Raw genomic sequence first — 22,490 nt, 5'->3', positions numbered from 1 at the left:
CAACATTTGAATTTTTCATATTGAGAATACAGATGACAAAGAGTCTCAATTTAAAGCGCAAATCAACATAAATAGTGATTTTGTGTCCCCCTAAACATAATTTTTGAAGAGGAATAAAAAACATGAAAACAAAACTAAGCGGAAATTTTTACAAAAAAGTGAACCATGTTATTGACGAAAAGATAGAAAATGTAAACAACAAACCAATCATTAAAAAGATAGATTGGGAAGAGTTATCCTTAAGTTGTTTTAACCAAATTATATCTTTTTTTGATACGGTATCGGTTCAAAACTTAGAAGATAATGATATTGATAAGATCGGTGCAGTTAGTTTTAACTGGAACCAATATGACGGAAATATTACCATCGATTTTTCTCCGGATAATAATGAAGATACAGCCTTTGATGAAGGTTACATCATGGCCGACACTGCAATTGACAATAATTCCTTCTTTCAGAAATATTTCGATTGTACTGGAGAAAATAGCTTTGAAACTGTTGGAGATGACTACACCGTCATCATCTACCTCTTTCAATTAGTGATTGAAAAAATTATTTCGGAAATAACACAAATGGATGTTTTCAATAAGCTCCCAAGGAAATCACCATGCCATTTTGGGTTTAGCGCTTTTGATGATGAACTTCCTGAAATCTTTTATTCATTGTAATGTTATTTTCTTATAAGAAAGGTTCATTACCGTAAAATAGCAATACTCATATTGTTTAATGTATTTTTCTTAAATGCACAAATTAACTCAGGGGATTTTAAGTTACATCACCTTTCAATTTTTTCCCAACCGCATTACCCTGATCCTTTTGATGAAATTAAGGATTAATTCTATTTCACTATTTATGGTGATTCCTTAAAGTCTGTATTTAATTAATTTTGTAATCAAATAATTATAAAGAAATAATATGAAAACCCATAAAGCAATAATTGATTTAGCAAAAGAAACTTTTAATTTTTCAGAAATATTAAATCCACACGAAATTGAAGAAATCCTGTTTGACAATTGTACCGAAAAATTTGAAATCCCACTTATTATAAATGAATATCCCAATATTACGAAATTAAGTTTTCATGGTCAATCAAGAGAAGAATTTTTTGAAACCCCAAATAATTTAGAACTGCTTATTCATGTTAGATATTTAACACTTTGGAGAAATTGTGATTTTACCAAACTAAAACCAATGTCTCATGTAGAAGAGCTTGATACTAGTGTGAAGAATGTAGAAATTGATACTAAACAAATAATTATTTTATTCCCTAATCTAAAAAAAATTAAGGTTTGGGGGAACTTCCTGAAAGAACAACGATTGCCTGATGCAATTGGTAATCAAAATTTATTAGAATCCATAAACTTAGTTGAGTGTGGATTGAGCACTATACCTAATTCTATAGTAAATCTAAAACAGCTTAAAGAATTAAAACTAAGAGGGCTACCTTTGAAGTCATTTCCAGAAGTCATTACTCAATTAGAAAATTTAGAAGTATTAGAAATTGATAGTTCCTTAATAAAATTACCCAATGATTTCAGCAATTTAAAAAAACTTAAAAAACTTAAAAAACTTAATTTAGACGGCTCTCTCAATCATGGTGATACTCGTGAGTCCAAATATTTAAAACCGATACCTGAAGTTATTGGAGAACTTAAAAGCTTAGAAGAACTAAGCTTAGGTTCTTGTAAGGTTTTTGATATTACTCCTATTACTCCCCTTAAAAATTTAAAAAAACTTGATTTACGATATTCTGCTTTAAAAAATTGTGCTGGTTTTTCAAATTTTACCCGGTTGGAAGACTTAATCCTGGCAACAAGTTATAATTTAGTAGACATAGACGGTCTAAAAGGTTTGCATTTAAAAAAATTAGAGCTCACTTTTAATCCCATCAAATCAATTGAAATAATCTCCTCTTTAAAGTTATTAGAAACTTTAGGCATCCAAAATTGTCGTTATATTAAAGATTTTGGTCCTGTTTACAATCACTCAAATATTAAAGAATTAGAAGCAGAATATAAAATTTCAGAAAACTGGAAAAAAAGAGTTGAAATTAGAGAATTACCCACAATAAATACTATTATAACCCAATTAGAGAGTGACGATATTTCAAAATTTGAAGAAGCTATTTCTTATTTATCCAAACTAGTAGACGCTAATTATAATAATAAAGAAAACCCTCTGGCTGATTATTTTAATCTAAAAATTGAAGAAGAAAAAATTACAAAAATTGAAATTTTAGACAATGCGATTCAGAAACACATAAAAAGTCTTTCCGGGAAAACACTAATTACGATTTTTGAAATGACTTTTAAATCTGTAATCTATGATAATTACAATGCTTCTTTGATTGTTTCAGAAGAAATTATTACAAGGAAAAATGTAGAAACACAGAAAAATATGGTTGAACAATTTTATAATGCATGCAAATATTATGATGCCGGACACCGCTTATGGAGTTCTACTGTTTATGACCAATTAATTGATGACTTATTTCCTCAATTCACTTCAGAAGCATTATATAACCTCTTGGAAAAAGCTTCCACAGATATGCTAAACACCAATGGTGGTGATGGCATGGAAGATCTTTTTATTCCAGCTTTTAAAAATACCAATGATGATGCACTACACAAAAAATTATTAGAGATTATGTTTAAATATCAAGAAGAGGCGAGAACTTATTATGGAAAAGAATATTTAGATGCCTTATTACAACAAATAATAGATATTGCTTCACCAGAATTAGAAACATTAATTTCAGCAAAAAAAGAAGAAAATAAATAGCAAGAAGATAAGATAACCTTCCTAAAATAATTGAAATGTTTAGGCAGTAAAATTCCTGAAAAATTAGAAAGTGAATATCTTTATGAAATTGTAAAAACCTGCAAAAAATAATATTAATAAAAAAGCAGTAAACCAATTACTAGTTTTTCTAATTAAGAAAGAAGAAATAGCCGAATTACTTCAATATAAATGGCACAAAACGAATCCTGAAAAAAATATTTCAATATTAAGTCAATCATTAACAGATAATTCATTTGATAAAAATGAAGCCTATAATTTGGTACGAATAATTATTACAGATTTAGTTCCTATTATCATATTGAATAAATAATATGCACGATACATTATATAGTAAAATACAAAAAGAATTCGATTCAATTGCTGACACCTTTGTTGAGAGAGAAATTGATGTTTTGTCAGATGAAAATCTGATTACAATTCAGTCAAAATATAATTTGCATGAAATCCAGCCTTTTTTTGCAGAGCTTTATAATCAGGTCTTGTCACCAGATGCAAAGCTGACAATTGAATCTGAGGATGATTTTAATCCTGAAACGGATGATTTATACGAATACAAAATCAGTCTCAAAAACAGAAAAGCCTATCTTAAGAGGGAACATCACGGTGGCGGTATTTTTTACAGTACACTTTACGAATATACAGATGAGTACTACAAAAGTTATGAAGTATATCAAAATCAGGAGAGTATAAAAGCAATCAGCTTGCATTATCTCTATTTTAAAGAAGGAATGCCTTATCAGTTTGCAGAATGTAGTGAATACGGTATGTCGCTTAAAACCTATACATGCGAAGGAAATTTTATTAAAAGTTATAAATCAGAATGGCCTAATCACGATCATTATTGCATTGGTCAATTGACTTATGATGCTGAAGGAAATTTGGCAAAGATTACAGAAACTGCTTCAGATGGAAGAATCCGTATTGTCTATGATGCAAAAGTATCGGATCAGGATATTGAAAAAGTAGTAGCTGAATTGGAAGATTTTCTGGTTGAAAACATTGCAGACCAGATTCTGGAAAAGATAAAAATAGCAGAACCGGTTTATTGCATATTGTTTGAATACAGCATGCAGGGGCCTTTTCCGCCAACAATTGCTTTTGGAATAACTTCGGAGATAGAAGGGAACTTCGAGGATAAAGAATTGTATGAATTATACAATGCACCGGATATGCAGTATTTTTCTGAAAATGATGAACCTAACCCAATTGATATTGATTTTTATCCAATTGCAATCCAGTCCAATTATTTGATCACAACTTCATATGGAGAAAAGATTTCAAGGCTGGACGATGAGGCATGCGAATTATGGGAGAAACAGGTATTTGATACCTATTTAAGGGTTTGCAAGCGATTGATGCATTTTGATTTTTCGAAATCATTTACCAAATCAAAACACTTTTTGGTAATGGCACGTGATTTTGAAAAATGCAATGAAGAAGATTTTTATAAAGAAATGCAGCATTATAAAACAAAATAAAAATCCTGATTTCTATCTTAACCAATATTCTACATATTCTTTTGGCATAAGATGATCTGGCAATTCCGCATCAGGGTCTAATCCCACTATTTTTCCACAGAGTTGAACTAATTCCTGAAAGGCGGCGTAATATTCATTAAGTGCCTGATAATGTTCAGGACTACCTTCTGATGAAGACCTATATTGAGCGGCAAGATTTCCTAATTTGATCTGTAAAATATCTGCATCAGTGTTATTTTTCATAGTAATTCGGTTTAGCTTTTTGATTATGATACAAATTCATTTTCTCTGATAAAGATACATTTCTAATTATTCAAATTAAATAGTTTTTTATTACAAACTCAAATTTCATTATAAGTAATGATTGCAAAAAAACAAACCCGAATTATATTTGTTCTTAACTTAAACTGATAAATATAAAGAAATGCATAGTGTACCAATCAAACTCCAAACAGAGACATGGATTGCTGCAATATCTGAGCACAAAGAAGAGACTATTAAATATAGTGCAACATTGTCTTCAAAAATACAAGCAGCTGCTTTTTAATATGAAATTTCATTTGAATATTAACCATTTATACTTATTGAGATGCCTGGTAAAAGTAATTTATATAAATTTTATTTGTTGCCGACTAGTATCTTGAAATTAATTATTTTGAATTATGAAAAAACAAAACATTCCACCTGCTGATGCGCCCAATTTAGATGGGCCTTATGATTATGCATGGTTTAAAATTCACCATTTAGAAAATTTGAAAACACAAGCGGAAGCTATAACAAATTTTTATGAAGCACTCCCGGAAGGAGAGGGTTTAACCCAGGAAAACATCACAGATTTGTTTGTATTAATGGATCAATTCATTGAATTTTTGCCTTGGCTTCCTGTTTCTGCCGGTGGACAAGACGACATGAAGGACTTTATTAAGTACCGCAAAAAAATCAAATCTAATTTTCAAGGAAAACAGATAAATGATGATAGCTATTGGGAAGTTCAGGAAATTGAAATGATAGCATCGGGTATTTTTGATTATATGGATGCCGTCTGTGAAGATGAATAATGCGACAACAGCATTATTCAAATGGGTGAATACGCTCCAATAGTCGTAGGTGAAATAGAAGGATTAAAAACAGGCTTAGTTACCGATCTTGATTTGTGGTATCTAACCCGTGATTTTGAGTATGAAAAACTCGAAGGGGAATGGTTAGTTGGTTTCGGTGTTGGATTTACTAAAGGGCAACGTCTTAGAAATCAAATACGAGAAAACGCTTCATTAGAAATTTTCTCCGAAAGAATCCATGCCGTTTTGGGCTTTCTTGAAGTGAATTGCTATTCCATTTTTATTTCTTCAATAGATTCGTATATAGAACATATTGATAACTGGAATTATAAAAACCTGACTCTTACTGTTGTTAAGGAAGTACAGACACTATTAGAATCAAATAAAATACAACAGGCGTTACAAACACTGGTTGATTATTATGAAAAGAATTTTATGTTGATTGATTTAGTGAAATTTGAAAAAATAATTGGACGATTAAAGGAATTAAGAAAACAGAAACAGCATAAACGGATAACAACAATCCAGTACAATGATATAAAACAACAGATTGCAACAGATCTAAAACAATGGATCGACATATTAGTTACCAACAAATAAATAGAATATTTGAATTAAATAGTGATTATATATGCCTAATAAAAAATATACGTTCCCATTGGAAAATACAAATGGGAGTGTAACGCTTGTTGATGACAAAATACATTGTAAAGGAAATTTGTACTTTTCCAATAGTGAGGTTACAATTGATAGAATTCAATATGTGTATGTGGTTGTAAATGCTAAGAAGGAATCCCTTCTGTTTATATTTGATCATCATCAACATACCATACCTACAACAAGCACTGGCTTTGAGGTGGTATATACCGAACTTTCCAAACGTTTTTTGTTTGATGATGCCCTATTTTTTGAAACAATTTCCAAACAAGAACAAGCAAAAAAACAAATTTGGAGACGTACTTATGTACCTACCTATGCAATCCTTCAGGCGCAGCATAGTGACTATCATTTGGGGTTTGAAATTTTGTCACCTGAACCTCAATTTATTTCTTGGGATATAAGCTTTGCTGCTTTAGAAAAAAATGATTCCGTATTTCGTGCTACCTCTCCATATGGACAAACGTTACTGACATACAAATATCCCATACGTATTGGAAGTATTAAACTTTACGATGTTGCATCCTACTTCGATGAAGTGCGCATGGATGCTCCTGTACTTGAATTTCATACCGACTGTTTTGATCAAAAAGGCAGCGATAAAAGTTATAGTGATTTGAAAGAAGTATTGGTCCGTGATCTTGGACTCAATGCAAATAAAGCAGGTTATGAACGCGCCGATCAAAAAAACATTCATTTTGATGTTGATAATATGAGTGTATCTATTTGTTATACCTACGATTCAGCTCACATGTATAATGGCGGATATACTTCGTTTACTATACAAAACCGCAGAACATATCCGGAATTGCTTGTAAATGCAGCCTATGAAAACAAACTTGTAGTGAGCGCTTTTTTACTTATAGGCGGAAGCGTTACTATGCGCAATGACTATAAAAAAAATGATAAAATAAAAAGACGCCCTCCCATAATTGCCAATCAATTTAAAGATAAAACAATTATATGGATGGATGATGTAAATGATAAAATTGGATTTGCAAGTGGTGCCTTTTCGCAGGTTTATTCCAAAGACGAAATAAAAGCATTTAGCATACGTAATACACTGCCAGCAAGAGGCAGAGGAGGCAGTACTTTGGCACTTATTTTAGAACAAGATGTGAACCATTACGAAATATTTTCACAGGAATGTCATTTTTTTAATCGTCTTGCAGATACAATTATGCAGTTGACAAATAAAGAATTGACCTTTGAACCAGAATATTACGATTGTTAAGTGATTTACTTTGAATGTATCTAATTAAATAGGCTATTATGAATAAAATTTCAAGCTACATCATTTTCTTTTTTATTCTGAATGCCTGTTGTTTTCAAAAAAACAGAACTATGGAGAATCCGTATATCGATATTACAAAAGAGTTTTCACCAAAAGAATTTCAAACGATTGTCGCATTTGTTTTGAAACAGGGCGATCGACGATTCTATTGTAATAAGTATAACAACAGTCCGCATTATAAAGTAGATACTTTTGATGTGTATTTGGATCCAATCCATCCGTCTATAAACGTCACGAATGAGAATTTGTCTGAAAAAGTGTCCGACTATAATACCATTGTGATTCATGATGCCCAGAGTGATTTGCAATATTATGATGTAGTATTGAAAGATACGGGAGTATTTTTAGACTGCCATAATCAGAAGGATAAAAGACTTGTTCTAAAACTATTTTTAGACAAGTATCTTCCTAAGATTAAAGATATAAAAGAGAAATAATACCCTTTAAAAATATAAAATAACCCGCAGATTTTAGTATAAAAGACAATCGATTTTCTCTGATAAAGGGATAGTTCTAAATCATTTAAAATTAAATAGTTTTTTAGCACAAAAGCCAAATTTCACTATAAGTAATGATTGCAAAAAAATAAGCCCGAATAATATTTGTCTTGTTGTAACAACTGAATCAATATAAAAACTTTGCAATGAAAGATTGGCAGTTTTTAGGATTATCCACATTTTTCAAATACAAAGGGAAGTATGAAAACTTTTTTGAAGTTTCTATCTATCTTACTTACACTACTATTAAGAAATACGAAATATTAACCAAATAAATAATAAATATGATTCAATTAAGCAAGGTAACTTCCTATACTGAAATACCCGTGATGGTAAGCCAGCCAGAAGAAATTATAGGTCATGAAGTGGAGAAAAATTTTTCATCATGTCTTTTTTTTGAAGAGATACTTATAAGCCGACATCCTAAAAAGATAAAAATTTGGGATCTAAAAAAGTTACCAGAGATACAAATGATCTCTTCAATTGAGATTGATTGGGCGGGCGAGTCCATTAAAAAATACGGTAATTTACTGTATGTGGGACAAAATGATCACATCAAAGTTTTTGACCTGGCAGATATAACAAACCCAATACTTGTGAGAACAATTAAATTACCTAAGTATGTAAACTTCCATGTAGCAGATGAACTCTTATTTGTCATGATTGAAAAGGCCATTTATACTATTGATGAAAAAGATGTTCTTGTTAAAATTATTGATTTGTCATCCTATAATCCAATGATGTTTGGTTATCCGATGGATATGAAGAAAGTAGCTAACAACTTATTTATGGCTTTCAGGCATTGTGGTTTGTATGCTTATACTCAGTCGGAAGAGACAGGTACTTATGAATTCAAATGCAATGATAAGCCAGTTCACGGTTATACACCAACATACATTCAATGGCAAACTGAAGGGGAGCAGATGCTATTATTGGGTAATGACAATGTAGTACAATATAATGTATCGAATACCAGCAAGCTTAAACGTTACAAAGCAGCAAAGATAAAAACAGTTGATATTTGTGAAGGTTTAGTTGAACGTGACAATGAATTGTTAGTTCTTGGAAAAACGGCGTCTAAAAGCAAATTTGTTGTTGCTGTACTATCATCGGATGAGAATGGTATTAAAGTTTTGCAAACTCCTAAACTAGAATATAAACCTAGAGTAAAGTTTGGAGAATCTCCGAGTGGTATAGCAGTAAAAGATGATTATTTACTAATAGTAGGTAGAGAAACTGGTTTCTTTTTATTTGAAGCGGGAGCGTAACTGATAACAATTGTTGATACCCCGAGTTGTATTTATAAAACAAACAATCCTTTGGGTTAGCGGGAATATCATTATAAATAGTGACGGTAAAAAAATAAGCCAGAATTATATTTGTCGTGTTACACAAACCGGATCAATATAAAAACTTCACAATGACAGACCAGCAATTTTTAGGAGTAAATTCACTTTCGGACAAAACGGAAATAAAAAACGCCTTAATTAAAAAAATCTCAGATTTAGATTTTGAAATAGATATCGAACTTATTTTAAAATTTGTGCATTGCTCACAACGGCTTATACAAAAAAAAGACCATTTGGTTGAAAACGATGAAGCAGTATACAGCGAAGAATATTGGGACTTAATCAAAGATTTAAATACTGAAGAAGGTTTTGATACACCAGAAAAACTGATAAACCATTTTAATGCGTTGTACGAGAATGTGTCAACTCGTTTTAATTACTCCCTTTGGAAATCTGCGATCGAATCCTTAAAATGGGATGACTCCATAAAACTCAATGATTATGTAAAGCCTGTTATTGATTTTCTAAAAAACAACCCCTATCTGAAATCGGATGTATTAATTTTATTAGCTGATAGATTTCCGTTTGGTCATTTTTTTTCACGTGCAAGAAATGAAGAGAATAAAGAGTTTTGGCAGCAATACGGATTTGTGCATAAATTATTGGAAATTGGCAATTTTGATTTCGATTTACATGCTGATGTACTCAATAATGGGCAATTTACTTCATCGCAATTAGATGACTTTTTTGCCAGATTGATGAATTCATCCTATTATTATCGTAACGGTTTATATCCTCAGGCATTCAATTCGCTGGCAGAAGGAATTCCTGCTGATGCAAAGCCATTATTGTTCTGGCACCGTGAACTCAATATTTTATATAAAGCTGTTTTTGTTGAAAAGATTGAAAACATTACCGATCTTTTTAAGAACACGCTTAATAGTGCACTAATTTCATTTCCACAGGATGAACAGCTACTGTATATGCGTGCTAAATTTATTTTTCAATTATATAAACCTGAGGTTTTTAAGAAAGAAATTATAACAACTTTAAAAATAATTCCAAATCACGAAAAATGCCTTTTTCTGTTAGGGAAATGTTATATGAAGCTTGGAATCCCAAGAGCTGCACTGATTATCTTTGAAAATTTGAAAAAAATCAGTCCGATTAATATGCGGTATGTCACTTCTGCAGCTGTTGCGAGTAGGCAATACATTGATTTTTGCATAAATGAACATGATCCGAATGATAATGATAAACAGTATTATATTAAGATGATCGATACGCTTATCGAAAAGGGAATGTTTGATGAAGCTGCTGTTTTTGCTGCCGGAGCCCCAAAAGGGGATGGTGATATTGAAGCTTTATTGCTGTATTCCGAAGATGTAGAAGGGTATTTATTAACAGGCAAAAAAGATAAAGACAAACTAATGGAGGCTTTGTCGCGTACCACAGACAAGGAGATAGTTAGAAAAATAAAACAGCACTATCTTAAGGATTTTCCTAATTGGTCGGATATCAAAGCAGAAAAAGATTTTATAACCGATTATTACAAAAGTTATCCAAACGATTCTATGGCCAATTACCAGATGGGAATGTTTTATTTTGCTGAAAGTGATATTGAAAATGCGTATGAGTATTTCGTAAAAGCAAAAGAAATAGATCCGGACAATATAGATATCTATTTTAATCTGGCAAGAGTTACTTCAATGCTGCAATTGCATTCTGAAGCGATTGAATATATTAAGATCTATTTGCAATATAATAAGTATAATGTGATTGCAAATGAAGTGTATTGTGATTGTACCTACTCATTAAGAGACTACTATAGTGCGCATAAAAATGCCAAATGGCTGCTAAGCATCTGTAGAAGAAATGAATTTGACCCTAAATATTTCTTTTACTTTACAACGAGTTTATCGTATTACATGGATAAGACCGAAAATAAATATTATAATCTGGAATATATAATTTCGGCATTAGAAATATTTGACCAATACCCTAAGCCTGCGACATTCTGGACAAATGATAATGGGTCGAGATCGATGTATTGGGCAGCCACTATCTGCTACAAAACTGGTCATTACGTAAAAGCGGTAGAATACCTGGAGTGCATTTTTGTAAATGTAAGAGAGTACAATTGGGACCTTATGGAAAAATGTAAGTTTGAATTACTCCCACAATGCTTATACGAACTGCAGCAGCATGAAAATCTGATACAATCACTGGAAATCCCCACTCAGGAAGTACTTAAAAGTAAGCTGTATGATCCTTCAGTTGGGTCATCATCTTTTTATATCTCTCATGCCTACGGAATGCTCGGAAATAATATAGACAGAATGCAATGGGCGTTGACATCTGTAAAATGCCATATGAAGATGGTTAACCCATCAATTGACTGGGTAGAGAATTATATTTTGAACAATTTCGAAGCTTGTCTGGAATTGCAAATGGAGGACTATATAATTCTTTTTGGAGAAGCCTATTTGGATTTTATCAGGCTTCCCAATAATAATCATATTTGGATAACTCATACTATCGCAAACAGGTATTTGGCAGCAGGACAAAAGGATACTGCATTGCAATATCATAAAAGCTGCCTTGAATTTGGGAAAATAGTCTCGATGGATTATCAGGAAATAAGGGATTCTGAAGATTTTATCAATTCATTCAATCAATCCATTCTTTAAACAAAGCAAGATGAGTACAATTACAACATACAATAAATTCGAAAACCCGACAAATTTAAGTAAATCGCAGTTGTGGCTTATAGCGACTTCGGCTATGCTTACAGAATTAAACAGAGAGTTTCATGATACTTTGCTGCCACATCATATTTATAGCACACCCGAATTGCTTAAAGACAGTAAACAATGCCTGCTTCGTGATTGGGAGACTAAAGATCTTGCTGATTTAAGCGATACACTAAAATACCTGCATAACGAACAAACTTTTTTGCCTGTACAAAATAGCTGGGAGTTTTTAAGTGAATCAGAATTTGGCAAAACCCAAAAATTTGGAAATAATATGCTGGAATTGCGAAATTCTATTGATATGGCAAGAAATTATCAATATGATTTAAAAGGCAGTGACTCTGCCTGGCATTACGGACGTTGTGCATGGGTTATCAGACATGCTTTTTACAATAGTTTTATTACAGAAGAAGAGGCATGGAATCTATTGGAAGAAAATGGCAAGCTTATTAAAAAAGCATTTGATTCCTGGGAAAGTTTCGGTTTGTCCTACTTAGTAGGATCACAATATTGGACAAGAAATGAATACAAGGAGGTAACCATGAGACAAACAACAAATAACATCACTTATTTGCTTACTAATAAAAATTCCCCATGGCTTAACATCAATTGGAAGGACTTTGAATAATGTGGAAGAAATGCTACTTGGAGGCAATTATATTTATATCCAGTTGCTGTTTGTTTGTGCATTATTAACAGTAATATTGTTGGTTTTCAGATTTTCAGAAACTGCTATAATCAAATCCGGAATCTATTTGTTTGCCGTATGTCTGACTGTCAATTTTGTACTTTCATTTTTTTCAGAAAGGTATTGGTATTTTGTTCTCTATTGGTTTTTATCATCTGTCTGTTTCTTTATTGGTCTCAGAAGTAGTTTAAAACTATGCACTTTAGTGCATTTAGCTTTAGCTTCTAAAAATATTTTAACCACAAATTACACAAATTAGCGCTAATTAATTTGTGAAAATTTGTGCAATTTGTGGCTAATAAATAAGTACTGCAACCTTGCAGACTTTTAGTCTGCCAACCAAACCTCTGCACTTTCAGTGCAGAGTGGTTTAGTTTTTGGTATCTGGCAATCTATATCTGTGAAAATTTTGGACGGCCCTATTCCGGAGACAGAGCGATGGTAATGGTTTTGCCGGTTTATTTTTTGCCTTTAGCGATACTTATTTCTGTAATAATCAAAAGTGTAATGGTTAGAATATATTAATAGAAAACTATGTCAATATCAAACAACAATGCTGATTTTGAACAAGAATCAGACAGACTATGCGAAGAGCAGAGCAAGTATTATGACAAGCTCGATTACCACAAAGTTTTTTCGGATAAAAAGGAAGTTATTCGTCATTTCATCGAAAGTGAAGATGTAGCCAAAGAATATGTTTTTCAGGGAAAATTTTATCCAATGGCACACTATGAAATAGCTAAAATACTTAAGACAAAAATGAAAGGTTTTGATGAGAATGAAATTGTAAAAACACTCTATCATACACTACGTCTTGGTACTTTATATAAAATCGATGAGGTTAACTATCCGCATCTTCAAAAAGCAATGACTTTATTATTACCCGATTTAGAAACTTCAAAATTCCGTGTCTGTGGAATGAACAGACAATTAGCTTATTTATTATTTGAAGTAGTAAATGAAAAAGATATAGATCAAATACAAAAAACAAATTACACAGAATATACTGCTATTAAAGAATTTATTTTAGAGGTAAGTAATTATAATCAATTTTATGAAAACTTATTAGATAAACATAAAAAATTCAATTGCTTTCTAAATGATACATTACTTTTAAAAAGGGTAAAAAAGGCTGTGATTATTTTTTCGGAAAATAAGTTCCATCAAAATATAGGGCCTAATTTTTATTTTGCAGCTTGTGTGTTGCTTTTATTGTTGAGCGAGGAGGAAGAATCAAAACAAACACTTTTACAACTTCATCAAAAAAAAATATCCAATCATTTGGTTTGGGTTTTGGGAACTTTTTATAAGGATTTTCAAAATACTGAGGCGAATAAGAAACTATTAATTAATCTTTATGAAATATTTCCGCATGATTGGATAAATGAATATCAGGAAAAAAAGTATGGCTGGCAGAATAATTAAACACAAAATTAAATATAAATCTAAAATTTAAACACATGAATAATGATACAAGGGAATTACTTGGAATGCTAGTCATTGTAACAATTGTCATTGCTGGCGTTCAATGGTTATTTGTACGATTTACACACTGGTCGGTTGCATTGGCGGTTACGGGTTTGATAGCGCTTTTTATTTCATCCATCTATGTTTCATTAAAACACGCCACGCCAAATGGAGGAAGCAATGGCCCGGACGGTTCAGAATATATTACACCAATGATTGTAGTTTTTAGCGCATTGCTATTGGGACTTTGGACGGTTTGTTATTTAACAAAACAGCAATTACCCAAAATGGTATTCATGATTCCGTTGTGCTTCATTATTGTTTTTTTAAGTGTTCGATATGTATATGAATACGTGTATAATGTCAGTATGTATTACGAACTTTTTAGTAATTGTGAAATAGAGGTACAGGACAAAACAGGAGGTGAATCAAATATACGCGAGATCTATTTTCAAGATTCATCTTCACTCATTAGTACAGTCGAACTAAATCCAACCGACAAGTCCGAAACAAGAATTGTCCGGTCAGCAAACAGCATTCATTTTCGTTATTTAACTAAAAAAACGAATCGTTTAATCGAACAGGGTTTCCCGTTCGACTACAGCTTGTGCAAGGAAGAGAAACAAGGAAGTGCAGGAATCTGTTTTTGGGTGCATCCTAGAGTGACTTTACCCATGAAAATTATTCTTCTGCCTAACAATGCAGTTGATTTATTAATTGGAAATGTTGTAGTGAACTATCAACTGAATAAATAAATCGATACTATCAGAGTTATTGTTCTATGAAATTAACAGAAAATCACCATCAAAAGAGATCAGCAACTCTAATACGCTATGCTCCAATCGGCAATGATGAAAATTAATTCCCTCAATATAAAATCTGAAAAATAAAATCATTATTTCTAGTGACTGTTACTTAAAAACTCAGGATTAAATTTGCAATATAAAATTATTAATCAATTAAAAATAACTCATGGGATTAGCAGAAAAACGTTTAGCAGAATCGATTAAAGTGGATAAACTTCCTCAATTTGAAGCAAAACTAAAAGACAAGGCCGGATATGATATAAAAGTAGACATTGACTGGAATACTTTTACAGCTTATGATGAATATCCGCTTTCAAGATTAGATATTATTTTTGATGATTTAGAATCATTCGTTAAAAAAATATGTAGCGATGATATGGGGAAAGAAGCTTTGAAAGAAAAAATGACCACCATTAAACTTACGAATACAGAAAATAATGATGAGGTTAAAATGGAACTAAAAGATAACACTTTGTATTTGACGGTTCAGCTTGTTCAGTCTTCTTTTAGTTCACAAACTGATTCGCAAATCGCAACGTATGTAGAAGGTTTACTATAATCATGATTGAAGCATATAAAAAAAATCTGTTTATAGAATTTTCAGGCTGGTTTACAAAACTTGCTGATTTGGCTGAAAATAATGAAGATAATTCCAGTTTACCCAAACTGGAATTATTGTTGCATACCGGAAATATAATTCGGGGCAGTATTATTGGATATGATAAAACCGGACAGGAAAAATTATTAATGGTTTTAGGAATATCCGATTCTTATTCAAAATCTGAAATAACTTTAGTGCATGCTTCTCAAATAGCAGCTCTGACCCTTATTGATGCTAATAACTATTTAAAAACTTTTGCAGCACTGGAAATTCATCCGGTAGTTAGTGTTTTAGAATTAAAACGTACGGCTAAAAAAATCGAAGAAGATTTAGAAAAAAGTACAGGCGAGAAAATCAATTTAGTTTTAGAAACAGATAATTATCCTGAAAAAGACAGGAGTTTCGTTTTTGAAACCATTAAAATTTTACCATCCATTTTTGAATCTTTGATTGAAGATGAATTAGGAAAGAAGTCAGTTGTTGAAAATATAAAAAATATTAAAATTTCATTAACGGAAAACAATAATATTACTTTAAATAATAAAGAACTTCATATCGAAAAAAGTTCCATTTCTGAGTTTCCAAACAAAGAAAAAGAAAGAATTAAAAAAGAAATTGAAAGCGTATTGTAAAAAAATACTTTTTAGTTGAGGGCTTAAAGGTTATTCTGGAAATATTTTCGGAATAACCTTTTTGCTTTGTAATCATTAATAAAACATGATATTATTAAAATAAATCATTATTTATAGTGATGTGTAAACTTTTTTCCAGATATATTTTTGCAGATAATAAGGAGTCAAAAAAATATAGTATCGTATAATGGAAAATTTTAAAATTGCATTAAAAGTAATAACAAAGATTCATATCATCTTTATTTTGTTGGTAGGAATGTCTAATTCTTACAGTCAGGATAAAAAAATTGAGGCATCGAAAACAAATTCTAACCATTCATCTGCTAAAGGTGCAGTTTATATTGGTAAGGATAATAATCTTACAGTTAGCTCCAATAAAACTATTGCAAGTTTTAATAAAAAATCCTCGAAAACTGCAAAACCTGCTGCAGATACAGAAGCTCCTGTTTTAATATGTCCCCCCAATCAGCAACTTGCATGCGGAAGTTTAGTTCCGGATTATTTTAGCATATTAACCGTTACCGATAATATTGATACAGAAATTGATGTAACCCAAAATCCGGGTGAAGGTTCAGATTTTTACGATGGAATGGAAATTAAGTTTACAGCGACCGATGATGCAGGAAATAAAAGTGAATGTAGTATTATCGTAAACGCATCATCTCCTGACGTAACCCCACCAACATTTACGTGTCCTACAGGATTAACATTGAATTGTGGTGATGTAATTCCGAATTATGCTGTCAATCCAATGATGAATTTAGATGATGATTGCAGTATTGCCTTGAGTTATATCATGACCCCCGGACCAGGATCCGATTTTTTTGACGGTATTCCGATTCAAATAGAATATTTTGACAAATCAGGAAATAGGTCTGTTTGTAATTTTACTGTTGCGATGGCTGTACCGGATATTACAAAGCCCGTAATTACTTATTGCCCGGGAACTCAAAGTTTAGCTTGTGGCTCAATTTTACCAGATTATAGAGGTTTAATAACAGCAACTGATAATTGCCTCGAAAACATGACAGTTTCTCAAAGCCCGACTGCAGGCAGTACATTTGTTCCCGGCATGACAGTTACAATGACTGTGAGAGATGCAGCTAATAATGCCACTACCTGCAGTTTTGTAGTGAACGCTGCTGCAGATACGACCAAACCAACGATAAACTGTTCTGGTAATCAAACATTAGCATCTGGAGATTTACTACCGGATTATTCTGGGACAGTTACGGTTTCAGATAATTGCGATACGAATTTAACAATTACCCAAGCACCTGTTTCCGGAAGTGCTTTTGCAAACGGTATGACGGTAACGATGCGTGCTACAGATGTTTCGGGAAATATTGATACCTGCAGTTTTATTGTCAATGCTTCAGGCAGCGATTTACCTCCAACAATAGTATGTCCATCAGGCCAGGAACTGTATGCAGGTTCAACTTTGCCGGATTATGTGGCATATTTACCCAATGTGACCGATGATATTACAGACAACATGGATTTGGTTTTTACGCAGAATCCACCACAAGGTACTTTGTTTACAGCCGATACCAATGTTACAATTACAGTTAAGGACGAATCCGGAAATGCAAATTCCTGTTCATTTTTGGTCAAACTAAAAACAAATACAGCGGATATTAATTGCAAGACAACTTCTTTCAGTGTATCCAATCTTAATGGAACTACTGGTTTTACTATTCATGGAGAAAAGCTAACCAGAGAAACAGGTTTTAGTGTTAATAATGCCGGAGATGTCAATGGAGATGGCATAAGCGATTTGATAATTGGTGCTAAAGGGGACTATGACCCTTGGTATGGTGTTAAAAAAGAATATAAGATTATAAAAGGTGCGGCATATGTTGTGTTTGGTAAAGCTTCAGGATTTTCCCCGAATATTGATTTAGGGCTGCTTGATGGGAGTAATGGCTTTGCTGTTCGAAATGATAATATAAGTACAAATTTTCCATGGACTGGTTACGATGTTAGTAGTGCAGGCGACATAAATGGAGATGGAATTGGTGATTTTATGCTGAGTGATCCTTACAGACATTCCTCATATGGTGTTGAAATAGGCCATACCTATTTTATTTTCGGCAAAAATTCTGGTTTTCCTGCCGAATTTAATTTGTCAACACTCAATGGTAATAATGGTTTTGCATTAATTGGGATCTCTAATTTCGAAAGCTCAGGTACAAGTATTGCCTCAGTTGGTGACATAAACGCAGACGGATACATGGACATAGCGGTTATAACCTCTGGTTCAGGGGCAATAAATGGTAAGTGTTATGTTGTTTATGGAAAAAATGGAGGATTTCCCGCAGTACTTAGAACCAATGAACTCAACGGAACAAACGGATTCATTATAGAAGGTGACGCGACAATGGGAAAAATTGGTCGATCAGTAGCTGGTCTGGGAGATATTAATGGAGACGGAATTTCAGATATTGGTATGGGTTCTTATAATGATACAGGACAAAATCGTAAATATGTTGTTTTTGGGCGTTCTTCAAACTTTCCCGCAATTTTCAATATATCCGCATTAAACGGAAGTAATGGTTTTGTGATAGAAAACTCAACAACTCCTCTAAATTCTTATTTCGGGGTTGAAAAAGCAGGAGATATCAATAATGATGGTATAAACGACATCGCTGTTACAGGACAATATATTGTATTTGGAAAAACAGTTTTTCCTGCCGTATTCGATTTAAAGAATTTAGACGGAACAAATGGTTTTACGGTTAAAAAAGCCAGTATTGGAGAAAAATTTGGGTATGCCGGAGATTTTAATGGTGACGGAATTGATGATTATTTCTTTCAATATTATGGTTCTGCTACAATTTTATTCGGTAAAAAAAACTGGGCTGCAACTGCTGATATGTTTACAGAAAAAAAAATAGTAATCTCAACTTCTTTTACTCAGGGATATAGTGCAAATTTTGCGGGTGATGTTAATAATGACGGTATAAGCGATATGATTATCGGTACAAGTTTTGATTCTTACGCAGGCAATATTAAGGTGAATCAAAATCCGGGAATGGCGTATGTTATTTACGGAAAAAAAACTGCCGATACTGAAAAGCCCGTAATAACAAATTGTCCTGCTGATAAAATTTTAACTATACACGATCCAGTTCCGGATTATACTAAAGAAATCACGGTAACAGACAATTGCGATACTAAACCAGTTATTACGCAGTCACCAGTTGCCGGAACTGTTTTTAACGGAATAGCTAAAGAAGTTATTCTTACAGTAACTGATGTAAATGGTAATTTTGAAACGTGCAAATTTAATATTTCAAACACTGTAGATACTGAAGCTCCAGTTTTAACTTGTCCTGCGGATCAACAATTAGCCTGCGGAAGTTTGTTGCCGGATTATCTGAGTTTAGTGACCGTTGTTGATAATACAGATCCGTTACCTGTAATGACTCAAAGCCTGGTTGCAGGAAGTCTTTTTACTGATGGAATGACAGTTACAATCACTGCCAAGGATGCTTCAGATAATGAATCAACTTGTAGTTTTAAAGTTAACGTTTCCTCAGATGTTACTAAACCTGTTATAACTTGTATTGGCAATCAAACATTATCATTTGGAAATGTTTTGCCAGACTATTCAGGTTTGGTCACAGCAACAGATAATTGCGATTCCGCACCCGTAATAAGCCAAAACCCGGTTGCAGGAAGTGCTTTTATTGATGGGATGACAGTTGTCATTTCAGCCGAAGACGCTTCGGGAAATGTAGAAAACTGTTCTTTTGTAATAACAGAAAACCCAGACACGGAAGCTCCTGTAATAATATGTTTAACAGATCAGAATGTTGCTTGTGCAACATCTGTAATTCCGGATTATACAACATCAGTAATTGTGACCGACAATACAGATTCATCACCAACAATCACTCAGAGTCCAGTTGCAGGAAGTTTTTTTACTGATGGAATGACAGTTACAATCACTGCCCGGGATGCTTCAAATAATGAATCAACTTGTAGTTTTAAAGTGAATGTTTCTGCAGATAATACTAAACCTGCTATTACTTGCTCGGGTAATCAAACATTAGCATTTGGGGATGCATTGCCAGATTATTCGAGTTCAGTAGTAGTGTCAGATAACTGTGATACTTCACCAATAATTACTCAAAATCCTGAAGCGGGAAGCGCTTTTATTGACGGAATGATGGTTACTATTTCAGCTAAAGACGTTTCCGGAAATATAGAAAGCTGCTCTTTCATGATAACAGAAAACCCAGATACGGAAGCCCCTGTAATAACATGTTTAACAGATCAGAATGTTGATTGTGCAACAACTGTAATACCTGATTACACGACATTGGTAACCGTAACAGATAATAGGGATAGTCATCCAATAGTTACTCAGAACCCTGCAATAGGGAGTCCTTTTATTACTGGAATGACAGTTACAATTACTGCCAAAGATGCTTCTAATAATGCTTCAACCTGTAATTTTAAAGTTGATGCTTCCGCAGATGCGACTAAACCCGTTATTATCTGCATCGAAAATCAAACATTGACCGCTAATGCAACACTTCCGGACTATAGAAATATGATTGTAGTTTCGGATAATTGTGATGCAAATTTAACTTTAATTCAGACTCCTGCATCAGGCAGCCTTGTTAGCAATGGAATGATTGTTCAGATGACGGTTTCAGATGACAGCGGAAATGAATCGAATTGCTCTTTTATTATTAATACTACGGGAGATACAGATACAGAAGCCCCGGTTATTACTTGTTTGCCAAATCAACGAGTTTCGTGCAGCACAAATAAAGTTCCGGATTTCACATCGATTGTATCAGTAACGGATAATAAAGATCCGAATCCGATCATCAGGCAAAGCCCAATTGCAGGAAGTTTTTATACAGATGGAATGACCATAAACATTACTGCAACTGATGTTTCATTAAATGCTTCAAATTGTTCCTTTCAAATTCATTCAGATGTTGTGCTTGTAGATGCCGGAAATGATATAGAAATAAATGAAGGCGAATCAGTACAATTAGAAGCCATTGCCACAGAAGAAGGAAACTTCAAATGGAGTCCGACAAAAGGAATGTTTAATGCATTGGTTTATAATCCTGTAGTTTATCCTGCTGAAACTACTAGTTATACGGTTTCTTTCAAAAATAAAGAGGGGTGTGAAGTTCAGGATTCTGTTGTTATTTCGGTTATATCAAAAGAAAAAGATGAGACTAAATATGGTATTTCCCCAAACAACGATGGTATTAATGAGTTTTGGGTAATTGACAAAATTACAGAATATCCAAACAACAAAATTTCAATTTATAATCGTTGGGGTGATTTGGTTTTTCAGACGACAGGGTATAATAATACCACAAATGTGTTTAGCGGAATTGCCAATAAAAGAAGAAATCTTGGAGCAGATGAGCTTCCTGAAGGGACCTATTTTTTCGAAATTAATCCCAATTCAACACATCACCATTTCAAAAAACTAAAGGGATACCTTGTTTTAAAACGTTAATTCATGAAAAGTAAAATTGATATAATTTCAACAGCATTACTCATAGCTTTTTTTTCTAATACAATCACAGCCCAGCAAACACCTGTTTTTTCCAGTTACAATTATAATACTGTCCTTATAAATCCTGCTCATGCCGGATATTATGAAGATGTTGATATTGCTTTGACAACGAATGGATATTTTAATTCGGTTGACGGAAGTCCAAGAAATTTTGATATTTCTGTAAATGCCTTAACAAGATCAGAAAAAATTGGCTTGGCAGCAGGAATTTCGCACGATCAGATTGGTGTTACCAATACTATGAGCTTTTTTAGCTCCTATTCATATAAAATTTATTATGATTCCGATTATAAATACGGAAAATGGTGGGCATATGATCCCAATATTATCTCGTTTGGAATAACTGCGGGGGCGATGATTTATAATGAAAATTTATCCGAACTAGGTTTAGAAAATGATCCCGAGTTTCAGGAGGACATAAATAGTTTTACCCCCACATTCGGAGTAGGATTTTTGCTCAATAAAGATGCTTTTTCGTTTGGTATATCAGCTCCAAATCTATTAAGCAGTACTTTTAATTCTAAAAACAACACCAGTTTAAAAAATACATATTATAGCTATTTCGGGTATCGTTTTTTTACCAGTCTTTTTGAAGAAGTACTTATAAATCCGAGCTTTTTGGCAAAATATACAGAGGGAGCACCATTTCAGGCCGATATAAATTTATTGGTAAACTATAAAAACAAAATTGAATTAGGAGGAGGTTATCGTACTTCAAATGCTTTAAATTTTTTAGCGGGATTTCATATAAACTCAAATTCAAGAATAATTTTCACATACAATAAATCTTTGGAAAATGTTGCGCTTCCTGATACCTTCGGATTAGTATTGAATTACCGTTTAGGTAACGGTTTTGAGAGATAGGTTTTTAAGGCATTAGGCTTTACTTCAACAAATAAAATTATGTTAAT

Annotated in this window: 18 protein-coding genes; 17 read left to right on the top strand and 1 reads right to left on the bottom strand. The window is 32.8% G+C overall.

Features of this window, described 5'->3' with window-relative positions:
* The first annotated feature begins 122 nt into the window (after positions 1-122).
* The 3 genes from J2W48_RS19680 to J2W48_RS19670 all read left to right on the top strand — a co-directional run bounded on the left by J2W48_RS19680 (position 123) and on the right by J2W48_RS19670 (position 4,280).
* Positions 123-668 (top strand): hypothetical protein, encoded by a 546-nt coding sequence (locus J2W48_RS19680; protein ID WP_310283502.1) that lies wholly within the window; start codon positions 123-125, stop codon positions 666-668.
* A gap of 247 nt (positions 669-915) precedes the next feature.
* On the top strand, positions 916-2,781 hold the full coding sequence (locus J2W48_RS19675) for a leucine-rich repeat domain-containing protein (RefSeq protein ID WP_310283501.1): 1,866 nt from the start codon (positions 916-918) through the stop codon (positions 2,779-2,781).
* Positions 2,782-3,113: 332 nt separating this feature from the next.
* The gene (locus tag J2W48_RS19670; RefSeq protein WP_310283500.1) at positions 3,114-4,280 is read left to right on the top strand and encodes a hypothetical protein; all 1,167 of its coding nucleotides are present in this window, start codon (positions 3,114-3,116) and stop codon (positions 4,278-4,280) included.
* Positions 4,281-4,292: 12 nt separating this feature from the next.
* Here J2W48_RS19670 and J2W48_RS19665 read toward each other — a convergent pair whose 3' ends face one another.
* The gene (locus J2W48_RS19665) at positions 4,293-4,523 is read right to left on the bottom strand and encodes a hypothetical protein (protein ID WP_310283499.1); all 231 of its coding nucleotides are present in this window, start codon (positions 4,521-4,523) and stop codon (positions 4,293-4,295) included.
* Between the two features lie 419 nt (positions 4,524-4,942).
* Between J2W48_RS19665 and J2W48_RS19660 the strand changes: the two genes are divergently transcribed.
* From J2W48_RS19660 to J2W48_RS19595, 14 genes are all read left to right on the top strand, one after another.
* Positions 4,943-5,338, top strand: a complete 396-nt coding sequence (locus tag J2W48_RS19660; protein ID WP_310283498.1) for a hypothetical protein — start codon at positions 4,943-4,945, stop codon at positions 5,336-5,338.
* Positions 5,339-5,359: 21 nt separating this feature from the next.
* On the top strand, positions 5,360-5,938 hold the full coding sequence (locus tag J2W48_RS19655; RefSeq protein WP_310283497.1) for a hypothetical protein: 579 nt from the start codon (positions 5,360-5,362) through the stop codon (positions 5,936-5,938).
* A 31-nt stretch (positions 5,939-5,969) separates the two neighbouring features.
* The gene (locus J2W48_RS19650; RefSeq protein WP_310283496.1) at positions 5,970-7,229 is read left to right on the top strand and encodes a hypothetical protein; all 1,260 of its coding nucleotides are present in this window, start codon (positions 5,970-5,972) and stop codon (positions 7,227-7,229) included.
* A gap of 38 nt (positions 7,230-7,267) precedes the next feature.
* Entirely contained in the window at positions 7,268-7,726 is a 459-nt protein-coding gene (locus J2W48_RS19645; RefSeq protein WP_310283494.1) for a hypothetical protein, read from the top strand.
* Positions 7,727-7,932: 206 nt separating this feature from the next.
* Complete coding sequence (locus tag J2W48_RS19640) at positions 7,933-8,061, top strand: hypothetical protein (RefSeq protein WP_310283493.1); 129 nt, start codon at positions 7,933-7,935, stop codon at positions 8,059-8,061.
* A gap of 9 nt (positions 8,062-8,070) precedes the next feature.
* Positions 8,071-9,054 carry an LVIVD repeat-containing protein gene (locus J2W48_RS19635; protein ID WP_310283492.1) on the top strand — a complete coding sequence of 328 codons (984 nt, stop codon included), beginning with the start codon at positions 8,071-8,073 and terminating at the stop codon, positions 9,052-9,054.
* A 152-nt stretch (positions 9,055-9,206) separates the two neighbouring features.
* A complete protein-coding gene (locus J2W48_RS19630) occupies positions 9,207-11,765 on the top strand; it encodes a tetratricopeptide repeat protein (protein WP_310283491.1) in 2,559 nt (852 codons plus the stop codon).
* A gap of 10 nt (positions 11,766-11,775) precedes the next feature.
* Positions 11,776-12,456, top strand: coding sequence for a DUF1266 domain-containing protein (locus tag J2W48_RS19625; protein ID WP_310283490.1), 681 nt, complete (start codon positions 11,776-11,778; stop codon positions 12,454-12,456).
* Positions 12,457-13,050: 594 nt separating this feature from the next.
* A complete protein-coding gene (locus J2W48_RS19620; RefSeq protein WP_310283489.1) occupies positions 13,051-13,941 on the top strand; it encodes a hypothetical protein in 891 nt (296 codons plus the stop codon).
* Between the two features lie 35 nt (positions 13,942-13,976).
* Positions 13,977-14,738 carry a hypothetical protein gene (locus J2W48_RS19615; RefSeq protein WP_310283488.1) on the top strand — a complete coding sequence of 254 codons (762 nt, stop codon included), beginning with the start codon at positions 13,977-13,979 and terminating at the stop codon, positions 14,736-14,738.
* Between the two features lie 217 nt (positions 14,739-14,955).
* On the top strand, positions 14,956-15,348 hold the full coding sequence (locus J2W48_RS19610; RefSeq protein WP_310283487.1) for a hypothetical protein: 393 nt from the start codon (positions 14,956-14,958) through the stop codon (positions 15,346-15,348).
* Positions 15,349-15,350: 2 nt separating this feature from the next.
* Positions 15,351-16,022 carry a hypothetical protein gene (locus J2W48_RS19605; RefSeq protein WP_310283486.1) on the top strand — a complete coding sequence of 224 codons (672 nt, stop codon included), beginning with the start codon at positions 15,351-15,353 and terminating at the stop codon, positions 16,020-16,022.
* 187 nt (positions 16,023-16,209) lie between these two features.
* On the top strand, positions 16,210-21,519 hold the full coding sequence (locus tag J2W48_RS19600; protein WP_310283485.1) for an HYR domain-containing protein: 5,310 nt from the start codon (positions 16,210-16,212) through the stop codon (positions 21,517-21,519).
* A gap of 3 nt (positions 21,520-21,522) precedes the next feature.
* Positions 21,523-22,443 carry a PorP/SprF family type IX secretion system membrane protein gene (locus J2W48_RS19595; RefSeq protein WP_310283484.1) on the top strand — a complete coding sequence of 307 codons (921 nt, stop codon included), beginning with the start codon at positions 21,523-21,525 and terminating at the stop codon, positions 22,441-22,443.
* Positions 22,444-22,490: the final 47 nt, after the last annotated feature.

The organism is Flavobacterium piscis, assembly GCF_031457575.1.
Lineage (GTDB): Bacteria > Bacteroidota > Bacteroidia > Flavobacteriales > Flavobacteriaceae > Flavobacterium > Flavobacterium piscis_A.
Note: the sequence above shows the minus strand (reverse complement) of the source record. Positions and strands in the feature narration are given on the sequence as shown.